The organism is Cyclobacterium sediminis (genome assembly GCF_054781075.1).
In genome coordinates, this window is record NZ_BAAGVC010000003.1 from 748,910 (window position 1) to 762,166 (window position 13,257).

Here is a 13,257-nt window from a genome sequence, read left to right on the forward strand (position 1 = left end):
ACTATTCACTCATCTTCGCCATGGATTGATCAAATAGCCTTTCGTTGATCAATGGGTTTGATCGAGGCATGGTTGTTTGTTTTTCTTTTTCCTGGCTCAGGAAAGTCTTGTATTTAGCAACCATTACTTCCATATCCGCTCCGGATTCTATCTCTATTTTTTCAGAAAAAATCTTTCCTCTCATTTTAGCTTCAGCGGTAAACCTGGCCAAGCCTTCGACAAAGACGTCTCCTAAAACCTTGCCCATTACACAAATTTCAGAGGCTTTAATATCTCCTTCCACATTACCTGAGATACCAATAATTACTTTTTTGGGTGTGGAGACATCTCCCAATACATCCCCTTCAATCCTAATATCACTAACTGCTTCAATATCTCCCTTGATTGATAATCCAGGGGCAAATACTGAAGTTGAATTGGCCATCTCCATCTCTGCTTGAATTTTAGTTTCTTTAGTCCACATAAAATCAACTCAATTATTTCTAGATACTACTCAAAACCATCTACAATTATAAACATCACCCAGATGGTCAGGCAAATATAAGCAAAACATATTTGACTTTAACGGGTAAAACCAACTTGGTATATCCATAAAGATCATCCCGCCCATCCATCTCTATCGAGACTCCTGTACTGAATGGCTTCTGCGAGGTGTTCAGCTTTTATATCTCCTGACCCTGAAAGGTCTGCAATAGTTCTGGAGACTTTTAAAATTCGATCGTAAGCACGGGCAGAAAGTCCCAGCCGATCCATGGCCGTTTTCAATAAAGTTTTGCCGGCCTGATTAATTTTCACTACCTCTTTCACCATGTGAGATGGCATCATTGCATTGCAATGGACTTCTGGATTCTTCTCAAACCTTGCTTGTTGATAAGCCCTTGCTCCCGACACCCGCTCTCTGATAGATTTACTCGATTCAGATTTTCTATCGGAAGTCATTTCCTCAAAGTTTATCGGAGTCACTTCCACATGAAGGTCTATCCTGTCTAACAAAGGGCCACTCACTTTATTGAGGTATTTTTGAACGATACCCGGACCGCAAACACACTCTTTGTCCGGATGGTTATAAAATCCACATGGACATGGGTTCATGCTTGCAATTAACATAAAATTCGCAGGGAAGTCTACCGTAACTCTTGCCCTTGAAATGGTTACCCTTCGTTCCTCAAGTGGTTGACGCATCACTTCCAAAACAGTCCTTTTGAATTCAGGCAATTCATCCAAAAACAATACGCCATTATGGGACAGGGATATTTCACCTGGTTGTGGGTTGCCTCCCCCACCAACCAAAGCCACATCACTTATAGTATGGTGTGGAGAGCGAAAGGGTCTTTGGGCGATCAATGAAGAACTGGCGCCCAACTTACCTGCCACCGAATGAATTTTGGTTGTTTCCAATGCTTCCTGTAGGCTCATTGGAGGCAATATGGAAGGCAACCTCTTGGCAAGCATGGTTTTGCCGGCACCGGGAGGGCCTATCATGATTACATTGTGTCCGCCTGCTGCGGCTATTTCCATCGCCCGCTTGATATTTTCCTGCCCTTGAACATCAGCAAAATCAAAATCATTTTCTTCTATAGAGTCATAAAAGAGGTTTCTGGTATCGGTGACTAGAGGAGTTATTGTTTCTTTCCCTTCCAAAAAATGAATGGCCTCTTGAAGGGTTTCTACCGGAATTACATCAAGATTATTTACAATAGAGGCCTCCTGTGCATTTTCTTTGGGAAGGATAAAGCCTTTGTACCCTCTTTTCCTTGCTTCTATTGCTATGGGCAGCACACCTTTAATTCTTCTAAGCTTCCCATCAAGAGCCAGCTCACCCATAATCACATACTGCTCTAATTCCGGAAAAAACACTTGCTCAGATGCCTGCATTATACCTATGGCAATAGGAAGATCATAAGATGAACCTTCCTTTTTGATATCTGCAGGCGCCAAATTGATGACAACTTTTTGCCTAGGCATCCTGTAGCCATAGTATTTGAGAGCTGACTCAACACGCTGTTGGCTCTCTTTCACGGCACTATCCGGGAGACCTACCATAAAAAAACTGGTCCCCTGACCTACATTTACTTCAATGGTGATCAACTTGGCATCTACTCCTGAGACTGCACTACCAAAAGTTTTTGCTACCATCCTTGTTATTTATACTGTGTGACTATCCATACCCGGCTATTAAGCAATTTCTATTTGAAATTCTCTCTTGGTTTAATAGCGGAAGATTCTGTTTCATCCTTAGTTAATTCCGTATTCTTTTCTACTGGACTAACTTTCCCTCCCCTTTCAAGGTCAAAAACCAATGCTTTCAGATCCTTTTTCTCCAACTCTATCTTTTTGATACGGCTGTTTAGGCTACTTACATATCCCCAACTTGTTCCCCAAGTGATCAGATAAATCACCAATCCAGCCAACAACCAAGAAACAACCTCTCCTGTCATTGGCGTTCCTCCCCACATTTTCTCATAGGTGAGAAAATAAACCAATCCTATACCGAAAAACAAAGCTGTTAATAACTGAAATATACTGTTGACTTTTTTCATAATGCTTTTTATATGGGTTTATTTACACAATATACTAAACAGACTGCATTTGGGAAAGTTTATTATATAATCCTCCTTTTTGGATCAATTCATCGTGCGTCCCTCTTTCCACTATACGTCCACTTTCAATCACCAGAATCTCATTTGCATGTTGGATGGTACTCAGGCGATGTGCAATCACCAAAGAAGTGCGGTTTTTCATTAAATTGGACAAGGCTTCCTGGACCAGTTTTTCGGATGCAGAATCAAGTGCTGATGTGGCCTCATCTAAAATCAAAATTTCCGGATTTTTTAAAACAGCCCTCGCAATACTAATGCGTTGCCTTTGCCCACCTGATAATTTACCTCCTCGCTCTCCGATATTGGTTTCATAGCCTTTCTCAAGCTCCACAATAAAATCATGCGCATTGGCAATTTTTGCAGCTTCCTGAACTTTCTCTAAAGAAACCCCTTCCATGCCGAAGGCTATATTATTAAAAACCGTATCATTGAAAAGGATAGACTCTTGGGTAACAATTCCCATCAAACTCCTGAGATCTGTTATGCTGCAATTTTTAAGAGCTATGCCATCAATGGTTATCTCCCCTTGACTTGGATCATAAAACCTAGGCAATAAATCTGCCAATGTTGACTTTCCTCCGCCTGATGGCCCTACCAATGCAATAGTACGACCTTTTTTCAACTCGAAATTAACATCATTCAATACCGCATTTTCCTGATAGGCAAAGCCTACATTTTTAAAAACTACAGACTGTGTAAATCCTTTCAAAGCTTGTGGGGAAGCCACATCTACAATCATTGGTTGGGTATCCACCACTGCAAAAATCCTTCGAGCAGAGGCCAGTCCCCTTTGTATGCTACTGAGCGCTCTGGAAATCTCTTTGGCAGGATTTAGTACCTGTGTAAACAATATGATATAAGCAATAAACTCACTGGCACTTAATGATGAGGTATTATTCAATACCAAATTGCCTCCGTATAATAAAATCCCAGCGACAACCGAAACGCCTAAAAATTGGCTAACGGGTGATGCCAGCTCATTCTTCCTTGCCATAGAGACATTAACATCAGCATAATAATCTGTTTCACCCTCAAATTTATTTTGAACAAAACTCCTGGCTCCAAAGGCCTTGACAACCCGCATGCCACCAATCGTTTCATCCAATATATTCACAATTCTCCCCAAAGATTCTTGACTTTGCTCCGCTTTCTTTTTTAATTTTTTGGTAATATACCCAATGATGGCTCCTGATACCGGAATAAGCAATATCGTGAACAATGTCAACTGGTATGACATAAAAAACAAAACTGCAAAATAAAGGATAACCGTAACAGGCTCTTTAAATATCACCCTCAAAGACTGGACAATACTATTCTCAACCTCCTGAATATCATTGGTCATTTTACTGATCAAATCCCCCTTTCTTTCATCAGAAAAATAACCCAAATGCATATTACTCACTGCTGTAAAAATATGAACACGCATTCCTTGGATAATGTCAGCACGCACTTTTGCCAAAACCACTCCTGATAAGTAAGCAAATAAATTGCTCAAAAACACCGATATTACAATGATGATGCAGACATACACCAAAGTCCCAAACCGCCCATAAATATTGGCAACTTGCAGAAAATAGTAGTTAAATAAATGCATGAAATAGTTTACACTTAAAGCGAAGTCAGGCTTATTGGCATATACCTGTAACTCCTCTTTCCCCACTTGTTCAAATATCACATCAAAAAGTGGCTTTAGAAGGGTGAAGTTCAGCAATCCAAAAACGATGGCCAATAACGCGTAAGCAATATACACGGGCAAATACCTCCGGTAGGGGCGCGCATAGGCCAAGATTCTTAAGTAAGTCTTCATATGGTATTTTTAATACAAATTGTAATCAAGGGTGAATAGGATTGAGGGAATTTCAATACCCGGTTATTCTTAGGCAATGTTTATTCCTAAGAAAATAAGCAAATCTATTTTGGTACATCAAATTCATTTCGAAACTAAATTGCCACAATAATTGCGCAATTTACCAATTTTTGGATGGAAGGGTTGCTAATTAATCCTTACCAATTAAAATTGTTGGTCAAATCTGGAAATATTTAATCGCAACGCCAATTGGCCATAGGAGGTTTTGGAACTTATCTCTCCATCGGCATTTACTTGCCGCATTGTTTGAGATAAATCAATGAATAAGTTATGCCGTAACAAGTATTGCAAATGTAAAGTTGCCATGCCGACCTTGTTTTTTTGCCCTTGCCCAATATAATTACCATATAAACCTGTACTATTTTGGGTTCTGTTTTTTAAGATGTCTCCTCCATAGTTATCTTCTTTCGTAGGGTCTGCGCCATACATTTGGTACATCATTGTTCCTCGAAGCGTCAACTTTGGCAAAGGCTGATAAGTCATCACTGCCAAAAGCTCTCTAAAGTTAGCTCCTCTTGGGTGGGTAAGTGGAATGCTGTAATTGGTATAAGACTGATAGTCAAACTTCTCTTGAAAAGTAAAGGGTCTCGCCTGGTTGTACTCCAACTGAAAATCAAGGTTATCTATACCGGCTACATCAATGTATTTATATCCTAACTGGACACCATGTTTGTTTCTACTGGAACCACTTTCGGTAATATGAAAAAACTCATCAAAGACAAATTCATCAAGGACAAACTGCCCATAAAATTGCATTCCACTACCAACATTCCATTTCATATCTGTTCCGAGCATTACTTTATCCGGAGTGCCTAATTGGTGCTCTACCCACCGATAAAAAATCAAGGGATTGAAATAATTCCAGTTTGCTTTATCCGCCATTACTGATTCAAACACTCCCAGGTTAAACCTTTTTCCTAAATTAACCCCTAACCTGTGGAAAGAAAACCACTTTTGTGGGTACCGCCCATCTGTAGGCACTCCCCTGGATGTGATGATATCGGCCGTCATTTGCCCCCATAAATTAGTGAAATTGACCTTCCCTATCTTTGTGTTGACTTTCACAAACACAAAGGGATTCGAAAAATCTGACAATATAAAAGACCTAAGGCCTTCTCCAATAAAATGGCTGTCATGCCCCATTTGAATGTTTACATGTCTTGTGGCAGAAAAAGTAATATGGCCCCGTGCGGAGAAGAAACTATAGCCCCTGTCACCATACCTTTTCCAAAAGCCTTGCCCCGGAATGGCCCCATGACTTCCCACATAATCGTTTACCCAAGAGGGGAACAGCAAGTCGGTAGTAGCCAGCATGGTGTAAAAACCGATTTTATTGTCAATACTCCCATGTATTGCCAATCCTCGGGTATTTCGAAAAGGCATCTGATCACTGTCGATTTCAGCTCCCCCTTGTAAATACAGGACAGGATTTAAGTGTACATCAAAATCTTTATTCTTGTAACCATAAAAATCTGAAGGCCTATTATAAATGTGTTTACCTAAGGAAAGTTTAGAAAGAGCCATAGTATCAGAGGCATACTCCCAATTATCTTGCAATAAATAATTAAGGTTAAACTCATCCTTACTGCTTAGGGGGCCGGCCGTTTGTTTGTATTTCTCGAGAAACTGGACCACCTCATCTCTTCTGTAAGGCTTGCTCCCTGTATGGAAAAATTCATTAAAAGCTCCATTTTTTATTTCGTACCTTTCCAAAAGAGAATAGTAATCCCTATTGAACGGCAAATATGGACTTTGTGACAAAACATCTGAGACAAAGGAACCTGTAAACATAAAAAAAAGAAAAAAGTACTTCATAAAAACTTAAGTTTACACTGAATAACCAGTATTGTGGATAAAAAATCACATTTTAGATTTTACTGAAAACTAGCCTATTGACTGAATTGGCCATTTATGATATAAAATTAGCGAAGTATTTTATATTTGAAAGGGAATGTTTTGGAGAAAATTATAAAAAGGGGTAAATTTGTGCCTCAATTTGAAGAAGAAAAAAAATAATAGTTTATACAATGAAAAAAGAAATCCATCCAAATTACAGAGAAGTAGTTTTCTTAGACACTTCTAGTGATTATAAGTTCATCACCAAGTCTACCATTGAAACAAATGACACCATTACTTGGGAAAATGGCGAGGATTACCCATTGGTAAAGGTAGAGGTTAGCTCTGCGTCTCACCCTTTCTATACCGGTAAGAAAATGCTTTTGGATACTGCTGGTAGAGTTGAGAAATTTAATAGGAGATATAAGAAAAAGTAAGTTTTTCATATTATTCTTTGAGATAAAGTCTATCAGAAGCATAATTCTGGTAGACTTTTTTATTTTTGTAATATGGACCATATCGTTTTATTTGATGACCCCAAGAGTAGAGGGAACTTGTTGCCATTTACGTTTACCCGCCCTATTGCCGAAATAAGGATAGGCATTTTTAAAATCAGTGAAAAGTGGCAAAACGCACTTCACGCCAAAGACCTGGGTTTTTTGACACAAAATTACTTACAAGGAAAATACCCCCCATTAAGCCATAAGGCCCTCTATATTAATGGCGCTTTATGTCCAGATGAGGACCTTATAAGCACCATTGACTCGCTCAATGAAAACGAAGCTCTTTGGCACCAAGACACTTTATTGGCTGCATTTTTTGACAAACCTGAGGACTTTCACAACGACCATTTACCTACTAAAAAGAGAATTGAATTTGAGGGTGATATTAGGTTACTTAGCAGAAACTGGCAGATTTTTCTATGGAATGGAGATGAAATAAAAAAGGATTTCACCCTTATAAGCAAACGTAGGGTTTCTTGGGGTACAGACGACCCCCACACACATATGTACAATGAACCCAATATCTTTATCGAAAAGGGGGCTAAAGTGCGTGCGGCAATTTTAAATGCTACGAATGGGCCCATTTATATTGGTAAAAACACAGAAGTATCTGAGGGATCCGTGATTAGAGGTCCATTTGCCTTATGTGATGGTGCCATTCTAAGTATGGGATCCAAAATCCGTGAAAACACCACCGTTGGCCCTAATTGCAAAGTCGGTGGAGAAGTTTCCAATACCGTTTTTTTTGGTCATAGCAACAAATCACACGATGGCTATATTGGCAATAGCGTAGTAGGTGAATGGTGCAACTTCGGTGCTAATACTGTGGTCTCCAATATGAAGAATAATCTAATGCCTGTCAAGGTTTGGGATTATACCAAAGGTGGGTATGGAGATACTGGCTTACAATTTTGTGGATCAATGGTAGCTGACCACACCAAACTTGGCATAGGAACCACACTCAACACAGGCACTGTAATAGGCGTTGGATCAAACGTATTTGGGGAGGGCTTTCCCAGAAAATTTGTTAGCTCCTTTGCATGGGGTGGTGGTTCTGCAGGTTTTAGTACTTTTAAGCTTATGAAATTTGAAGCAACTGCTCAAAAGGTTATGGAATTAAAGGGCAAAGAGTTTGATGAAAATGAAAGAGCTATATTGCAAAAAGTATTTGAAATAACCAGGCCTTACCGTATTTGGGACAAAGAATTATAAATAAAAAAACATGCTTTTTTCATCAATTCCGGGGCTTGAAGAAACAAAAGTCAAGCTTATCAATGCCATTAAAAATGATCACCTGGCTCATGCATTATTATTCCATGGAAAAGAAGGGAGCCCTAGTATGCCATTGGTCTTGGCCATGGCTACTTATATAAATTGTGCCAATCCGGGCCCTGATGATGCTTGTGGGAAATGCCCTTCTTGTATTAAAATGGGGAAACTGGTGCATCCTGACTTAAATTTTGCAATGCCTCTTCCTGCAGCGAAGAAAAAAGATGAGGAAGAAACCACAGACCTTCTTTCTTCCTGGAGAGATTTTGTATTGAAAAACCCTTATGGCAACCTGCAGGATTGGAATTATCATTTGGCAATCAACAAACCATTAAGCATCACAAAAGGAGCTGCCAAGCAGATCGTTAAAACGCTCTCTTTGAAATCTTTTGAAGGGGGGTATAAAATGATGCTTATTTGGGCACCGGAAACCATGCATGTAGCTGCAGCCAATGCACTCCTAAAGGTTTTAGAAGAGCCTCCGGAAAAAACACTCTTCCTTATGATTACTCAGCAGCCGGAAAGCCTATTGACAACCATTCTTTCGCGAACGCAAAAGGTTCATGTGAGGAATTTTACAGACAATGAAATACAAGGCTACCTTGTTGAGAATGGCCTGGCAACAGCAGTTGCTGCCCAACAAATTGCCCCTCTTGCAGATGGAAACTTAAGAGAAGCCATGCTGCTATCCCAAAACACCGAAGACAAAAACACCATGATTTTCAGAGACTGGCTAAGGGACTGCTATTCGGTTAAGATTCAAGAACTAGTTAATTTTTCAGAACAAATCACTAGGTTCTCAAAAGAAGGCCAAAGATCTTTATTGTTAACCGGAATTAATGTAATCAGAGAGTCTTTATTAAATAAAGCCCAGTTAGCTGAGTTAATGCGAACAACTGATGAGGACAGAGAATTCATTATCAAATTCAGCAATTCTGTTTTAAATGAGGAAAAGCTAACCAAAATCTACACAGCTTTAAATGAAGCCCATTACCACATAGAAAGAAATGTGAACCCTAAAATATTATTTTTGGATTTAGGGTTTAACTTGGCGCGTATAATCAAAGCTGCCTGATGCAATAATTGCGCATCCAGCATGACTATTGTTCAAGTAAAGCTTAACTTTGAGTCATGGAAAAAACAATTATCGGAAGGAAAGAAAAAATCGACCTCCCTGAATGGAATATAACAGCAATCAATGCAAAAATTGATACCGGAGCCTACAATTGTTCTATTCATGTCACCTCTGTGAAAGAGGTACTTAAAGACAATAGGAAAGAACTGGAGGTAATTCTTTTGGATCCTGAAGACGATAGGTATACCGGAAAAACAATTAACATTGACAACTACAAAATAAAAAAGGTGAAAAACTCCTTTGGCCAAATTGAAAAGCGTTTTTTAATCAAAACCATGATGACACTTGGAGATCAACAGTTCAAGGCAGGTTTTACGCTTTCTGACAGAGGCAAAATGAAAAACAATGTATTATTAGGCCGCAAAATATTGGCAGGCAGATTTTTGGTAGATGTTGAAAAGGTAAACCTTACAAAAGCAGAATGAAAATAGCGGTATTATCTCGAAATCCACAATTGTACTCCACCAGAAGGCTCGTTCAAGCCATTCAGGAGGCCAACCATGAAGCTTTGGTCATCGATCATTCTGCTTGTGACTTAGTCATTGAACAAAAAGGTCCACACATTATCTATAAAGGAGAAAAGCTCAATGGAATTGATGCGATTATCCCAAGAATAGGAGCCTCAGTCACTTTTTATGGGACTGCCGTAGTCAGACAGTTTGAACTGATGGGTGTTTTTTCTGTGGTAGCCTCTCAGGCAATTGTTCGCAGCAGAGATAAATTGAGGTCCTTGCAGATTCTTTCACGAGAAGGTTTGGGCATGCCGAAAACGGCATTCACTAATTTTTCAAAAGGTGGAGAAAAGCAAATTGTGGAAATGGTTGGCGGTGCCCCATTAATCATCAAGTTACTGGAAGGCACCCAAGGTTTAGGTGTGGTTTTAGCAGAGACAAGAAAAGCCGGACAATCCGTAATTGAGGCCTTTCATGGGCTAAAAGCGCGAATAATCGTTCAAGAATTTATAAAAGAAGCCAAAGGGGCAGATATCCGGGCATTTGTTGTGAACAACAAAGTAGTTGGCGCAATGAAAAGGCAAGGGGCAGAGGGAGAGTTTCGCTCCAACCTGCATAGAGGAGGAAAAGCTGAGGTGATCAAACTATCGAGGGCTGAAAAGTCCGCTGCATTAAATGCGGCCAAGGCTTTGGGACTTTCGGTTGCCGGAGTGGATCTATTACAATCAGACAGGGGTCCTCTGATTTTAGAGGTTAATAGCTCACCCGGGCTGGAAGGTATAGAAAAGGCCACCGGATTGGACATTGCAGGAAATATTGTCTCATTTATAGAAAGTGGCGTTCAAAAAAAACAAGTAAGAAGGAAATCGGATTCGTAATGAAATCAATTAAAATAGGAACAAGAGGAAGTAAATTGGCTTTATACCAAGCTTATTATGTAGCGGATTTATTGAACAAGAATGGTTTGAGCACTACCATCGTAACAATAGAAACCAAAGGAGACAAGGTATTGGATGTTTCCATTTCAAAAATTGGTAGCAAAGGTGTCTTTACAGAAGAGTTGGAAGCCAAATTAGCGGCCGGAGAAATTGACATCGCCGTGCACAGCGCAAAAGATCTTCCTTCACGTTTACCTGAAGGGTTCGAAACAATTGCCTTTACTGAAAGAGAAAAGGTAAATGACGTCATCATCAGCCACAAGGATGATTTCCCTGACCTAAATGACAGGAGTAAGCCTTTAGTATTGGGAACCTCAGCAACCAGGAGGGTGGCAACATTAAAATATTTTTACCCACATATTAAAACCGTCGATGTAAGAGGCAACCTACAAACAAGGGTAAGCAAAATGGAAGGAGGGCTTTGTGATGGTTTGCTTTTGGCCTATGCAGGTGTTCACCGAATGGGTTACGACAAACTGATCAAAAAAGAATTACCCCTAACAGAATTTATCCCTGCAGTAGGTCAAGGTAGTATAGGAGTGGAAATCCATAAAGGCATGGACCATGAGCTAAAAACGCTTATAAAATCTGCTATTAACCATCCCGAATCCGCGGCATGTTTAGAAGCGGAAAGAAGTTTTTTAAGCGTTTTAGAAGGGGGTTGTAGTATTCCGGCCTTTGCCCTTGCCCGTTGGGAAGAGGATCAATTAATACTTGAAGGAGGACTCATGCAAATTGATGGTAAAGAAAGACTCTTTGCCTCCCATAGTGGAACCGGAGAGGAAGCTGGTTTATTAGGCAAAAAGCTTGCTGAAGCTATTAAATCTCAAGGAGGAGACCTACTATTAAAAGAAATTAAGAAAAGACTAAATGGCTAGGATTTCATTATTAAGAAGAATTGCAGGAATTTTAATTGTCCTATCGTTAACCTCCTGTGCGAGTGAGAAAGACTATCTCATTACGATCGATACAGCATATGGAAAAATGTACGCCATACTCTACGATGAAACACCTGCTCATAAGGAGAACTTTATATCACTGGCAGAAGCAGGGAGGTACGATTCCACCACTTTTTACAGAATCATTGAAGACTTTATGATTCAAGGTGGGGATGTTTTTAACAAAGAAAACATGGAACAGAAAGTTTGGTACACCCTACCTTCCGAATTTAATGAAAATTTGATCCATGAAAAGGGCAGTATAGCTGCCGCTCGGCAAGGCGATCAAATTAACCCCGAAATGAGATCCAGTGGCTGTCAGTTCTATATTGTAGAAGGAAAGGTTTATGAGGAACCTGAATTGACTACAGATTTGAGGAAACTTCAGAAAGCTTTTACTCAATATCTTCAACTAGAAACCAATTTAGAACTTAGAGAAAAATACGCCGATCTATACCAAAAAGGAGAATACGACAGTATTAATTCATTAATGCTTTCCCATAAAGTAGTGTTGGAAAAATTTTTTAACTTAAATTTGGGATTGGACAAAAGAAAAAATCAAGTCGAAGCCTATACTACAGTGGGAGGTACACCGCATTTGGATGACACCTATACTGTATTTGGTAAGGTAATTAAAGGTATTGATGTTCTGGATGAAATTGCTTCTTTGGAAACAGGGAGTAATGACTTACCAATTACACCAGTTTACATGAAAGTAAATGTTGAATTTATCTCAAAAAAGAAAATAGCAAAAGAATATGGATATCAATATCCTCAAAAGTAAAAAACCAAAAATACTGATTACAGGAGCGAATGGCTTGTTAGGGCAGAAAATCATAAAAGAAATACTTATTGAAGGAAAATATGAAGCCATAGCCACCGGTAGAGGTGATTGCCGCCTCCCCACTGAATGGGGTGGTTATGTATATGAAGAGATGGATATAACCAAACCACTGGAGGTTATGGCTATATTTAAAGCCTATAGTCCCCAATACGTTATCCACGCCGCTTCAATGACAGACGTAGACAGATGTGAAGTAAACAAACATACCTGTTTTGAACAAAACGTTACGGCAACCTTAAATATTATGAAAGGATGTGAAATGACCAAATCTCACCTCATATTCATATCTACTGATTTTATTTTTGATGGAAAAAATGGGCCATATGATGAGCAGGCTAAGCCAAATCCACTAAACTATTACGGCAAGACTAAAATCGAAACTGAAATTGAAGTTCAAAAATACACCCACAACTGGACAATTGTAAGAACCAATTTGGTTTATGGAATTGCCCACGACATGTCTCGCTCTAATATTGTTTTGTGGGTAAAAAAAGGTTTGGAACAGAACAAAGAACTTAGCCTAGTTGATGACCAATTTAGGACGCCCACCTTGGCAGAAGATTTAGCAAAGGGCTGCTTGCTTATCGTAGAAAAAAATGCGACTGGAATTTTTAATATTTCCGGTGATGAGTTACTTACTCCCTACGATATGGCCATGCTTACTGTCAATTTTTTTGAATTAGACCCAAAAGGAATTAAGAAAACCGACTCCAGCGTATTTTCTCAGGTAGCCAGTAGGCCTTTGAGGACAGGCTTAGATATTTCTAAGGCTAAAAATATTCTGGATTTCAAGCCTAAAACTTTTGAAGAAGGGATTGAAATTATGGCAAAACAAATTAAATTAGCTAATTATAAAATATAATTATTTTTTTATT

General features: G+C 39.3%; 13 protein-coding genes. 8 read left to right on the forward strand and 5 right to left on the reverse strand.

Going from position 1 to position 13,257, the window contains the following annotated elements; all coding sequences use genetic code 11:
- Position 1: 1 nt before the first annotated feature.
- The 5 genes from ACYVHJ_RS05500 to ACYVHJ_RS05520 form a co-directional block, all read right to left on the reverse strand.
- Positions 2-463: a bactofilin family protein gene (locus ACYVHJ_RS05500; protein WP_460513300.1), complete on the reverse strand. Its 462-nt coding sequence runs from the start codon at positions 461-463 to the stop codon at positions 2-4.
- Between the two features lie 134 nt (positions 464-597).
- Positions 598-2,136, reverse strand: coding sequence for a YifB family Mg chelatase-like AAA ATPase (locus tag ACYVHJ_RS05505; RefSeq protein ID WP_460513302.1), 1,539 nt, complete (start codon positions 2,134-2,136; stop codon positions 598-600).
- A gap of 50 nt (positions 2,137-2,186) precedes the next feature.
- Entirely contained in the window at positions 2,187-2,540 is a 354-nt protein-coding gene (locus tag ACYVHJ_RS05510; RefSeq protein ID WP_339904566.1) for a DUF485 domain-containing protein, read from the reverse strand.
- Positions 2,541-2,574: 34 nt separating this feature from the next.
- Positions 2,575-4,407, reverse strand: coding sequence for an ABC transporter ATP-binding protein (locus ACYVHJ_RS05515; RefSeq protein WP_460513304.1), 1,833 nt, complete (start codon positions 4,405-4,407; stop codon positions 2,575-2,577).
- Positions 4,408-4,611: 204 nt separating this feature from the next.
- Positions 4,612-6,282, reverse strand: coding sequence for a hypothetical protein (locus ACYVHJ_RS05520; protein WP_460513306.1), 1,671 nt, complete (start codon positions 6,280-6,282; stop codon positions 4,612-4,614).
- A 212-nt stretch (positions 6,283-6,494) separates the two neighbouring features.
- Here ACYVHJ_RS05520 and ACYVHJ_RS05525 point away from each other — a divergent pair, with 212 nt between their 5' ends.
- The 8 genes from ACYVHJ_RS05525 (at position 6,495) to ACYVHJ_RS05560 (ending at position 13,244) form a co-directional block, all read left to right on the forward strand.
- Positions 6,495-6,740 carry a type B 50S ribosomal protein L31 gene (locus tag ACYVHJ_RS05525; protein ID WP_014018871.1) on the forward strand — a complete coding sequence of 82 codons (246 nt, stop codon included), beginning with the start codon at positions 6,495-6,497 and terminating at the stop codon, positions 6,738-6,740.
- A gap of 72 nt (positions 6,741-6,812) precedes the next feature.
- Complete coding sequence (locus ACYVHJ_RS05530) at positions 6,813-8,018, forward strand: putative sugar nucleotidyl transferase (RefSeq protein ID WP_460513309.1); 1,206 nt, start codon at positions 6,813-6,815, stop codon at positions 8,016-8,018.
- A 10-nt stretch (positions 8,019-8,028) separates the two neighbouring features.
- Positions 8,029-9,150, forward strand: a complete 1,122-nt coding sequence (locus tag ACYVHJ_RS05535) for a DNA polymerase III subunit (RefSeq protein ID WP_339902938.1) — start codon at positions 8,029-8,031, stop codon at positions 9,148-9,150.
- A gap of 56 nt (positions 9,151-9,206) precedes the next feature.
- Positions 9,207-9,635 (forward strand): ATP-dependent zinc protease family protein, encoded by a 429-nt coding sequence (locus ACYVHJ_RS05540; RefSeq protein WP_339902939.1) that lies wholly within the window; start codon positions 9,207-9,209, stop codon positions 9,633-9,635.
- Positions 9,632-10,540, forward strand: coding sequence for a 30S ribosomal protein S6--L-glutamate ligase (rimK, locus tag ACYVHJ_RS05545; protein ID WP_460513312.1), 909 nt, complete (start codon positions 9,632-9,634; stop codon positions 10,538-10,540). The genes ACYVHJ_RS05540 and rimK overlap by 4 nt, the downstream gene beginning before the upstream one ends.
- The gene (hemC, locus tag ACYVHJ_RS05550) at positions 10,540-11,478 is read left to right on the forward strand and encodes a hydroxymethylbilane synthase (RefSeq protein WP_460513314.1); all 939 of its coding nucleotides are present in this window, start codon (positions 10,540-10,542) and stop codon (positions 11,476-11,478) included. Before rimK ends, hemC begins: the two co-directional genes overlap by 1 nt.
- Positions 11,471-12,322, forward strand: a complete 852-nt coding sequence (locus ACYVHJ_RS05555; RefSeq protein WP_460513316.1) for a peptidylprolyl isomerase — start codon at positions 11,471-11,473, stop codon at positions 12,320-12,322. The genes hemC and ACYVHJ_RS05555 overlap by 8 nt, the downstream gene beginning before the upstream one ends.
- Positions 12,297-13,244: an SDR family oxidoreductase gene (locus ACYVHJ_RS05560; protein WP_460513318.1), complete on the forward strand. Its 948-nt coding sequence runs from the start codon at positions 12,297-12,299 to the stop codon at positions 13,242-13,244. The genes ACYVHJ_RS05555 and ACYVHJ_RS05560 overlap by 26 nt, the downstream gene beginning before the upstream one ends.
- Positions 13,245-13,257: the final 13 nt, after the last annotated feature.

What these genes read in the sequence shown, in the direction of transcription:
- ACYVHJ_RS05500 (WP_460513300.1), bottom strand. Translation starts at nt 463, where the DNA reads ATGTGGACTAAAGAAACTAAAATTCAAGCAGAGATGGAGATGGCCAAT.
- ACYVHJ_RS05505 (WP_460513302.1), bottom strand. Translation starts at nt 2,136, where the DNA reads ATGGTAGCAAAAACTTTTGGTAGTGCAGTCTCAGGAGTAGATGCCAAG.
- ACYVHJ_RS05510 (WP_339904566.1), bottom strand. Translation starts at nt 2,540, where the DNA reads ATGAAAAAAGTCAACAGTATATTTCAGTTATTAACAGCTTTGTTTTTC.
- ACYVHJ_RS05515 (WP_460513304.1), bottom strand. Translation starts at nt 4,407, where the DNA reads ATGAAGACTTACTTAAGAATCTTGGCCTATGCGCGCCCCTACCGGAGG.
- ACYVHJ_RS05520 (WP_460513306.1), bottom strand. Translation starts at nt 6,282, where the DNA reads ATGAAGTACTTTTTTCTTTTTTTTATGTTTACAGGTTCCTTTGTCTCA.
- ACYVHJ_RS05525 (WP_014018871.1), top strand. Translation starts at nt 6,495, where the DNA reads ATGAAAAAAGAAATCCATCCAAATTACAGAGAAGTAGTTTTCTTAGAC.
- ACYVHJ_RS05530 (WP_460513309.1), top strand. Translation starts at nt 6,813, where the DNA reads ATGGACCATATCGTTTTATTTGATGACCCCAAGAGTAGAGGGAACTTG.
- ACYVHJ_RS05535 (WP_339902938.1), top strand. Translation starts at nt 8,029, where the DNA reads ATGCTTTTTTCATCAATTCCGGGGCTTGAAGAAACAAAAGTCAAGCTT.
- ACYVHJ_RS05540 (WP_339902939.1), top strand. Translation starts at nt 9,207, where the DNA reads ATGGAAAAAACAATTATCGGAAGGAAAGAAAAAATCGACCTCCCTGAA.
- rimK (WP_460513312.1), top strand. Translation starts at nt 9,632, where the DNA reads ATGAAAATAGCGGTATTATCTCGAAATCCACAATTGTACTCCACCAGA.
- hemC (WP_460513314.1), top strand. Translation starts at nt 10,540, where the DNA reads ATGAAATCAATTAAAATAGGAACAAGAGGAAGTAAATTGGCTTTATAC.
- ACYVHJ_RS05555 (WP_460513316.1), top strand. Translation starts at nt 11,471, where the DNA reads ATGGCTAGGATTTCATTATTAAGAAGAATTGCAGGAATTTTAATTGTC.
- ACYVHJ_RS05560 (WP_460513318.1), top strand. Translation starts at nt 12,297, where the DNA reads ATGGATATCAATATCCTCAAAAGTAAAAAACCAAAAATACTGATTACA.